The sequence below is a fragment of the Polaribacter sp. Z014 genome, assembly GCF_023555435.1.
Taxonomy (GTDB): Bacteria; Bacteroidota; Bacteroidia; order Flavobacteriales; family Flavobacteriaceae; genus Polaribacter.
In genome coordinates this window covers 1-494 of the sequence record NZ_JALCZP010000126.1, presented here as the reverse complement: position 1 = coordinate 494, position 494 = coordinate 1, and the positions used below count along the sequence as shown (strand labels likewise).

Sequence of the window (494 nt, the reverse complement as noted above, 5' to 3'; positions counted from 1 at the left end):
CAATATTTTCAGGAAAAAGCAACCATTGTTCAGCATGCGGTTTTTGGTTCCATTGCTTAAAATCACTTAAATAATCTTTGTATTGTCTCTGTAAGCTCCTTGGGTTAACTCCGTAAAAGTTAGCGATGATACTTGTGCTTGTGGCGTTATTGTTGACTGATTTGTTTTAAAAAAGCAGCAAATTCACTAGTAATTCTAGTGACTTTTGCTACTAATTGCCAATTTCTTACAACTACTTTCTTAGAACTTTCTTCCACCCAACGTCGTCTAATAACATGTAGAAAAACGTTTTTACCTCGGATTGGAAAATCTTGAATAGTTGCTTCTGGAAAAAAAACTTTAGAACTTAATTTTAGCCCTATAAATTCATCAGGAATTGTATTTAATTCTGTAAAATGTAAATGTAGTTCTCCTTGTTTTACCTCGTGTTTAGTTAATTTAAAATAATCAACAAGAATTTCTGGTAATAGTAATTTAGCAAGTTCAATTGAAGT

Annotated in this window: 1 protein-coding gene; it reads right to left on the bottom strand. The window is 31.4% G+C overall.

Features of this window, described 5'->3' with window-relative positions; genetic code table 11:
• Nucleotides 1–146: 146 nt before the first annotated feature.
• Nucleotides 147–494, bottom strand: a 348-nt coding sequence (locus MPF19_RS19190) for an ISAon1 family transposase N-terminal region protein (RefSeq protein ID WP_502925288.1), incomplete at its 5' end; no start/stop codon positions are given.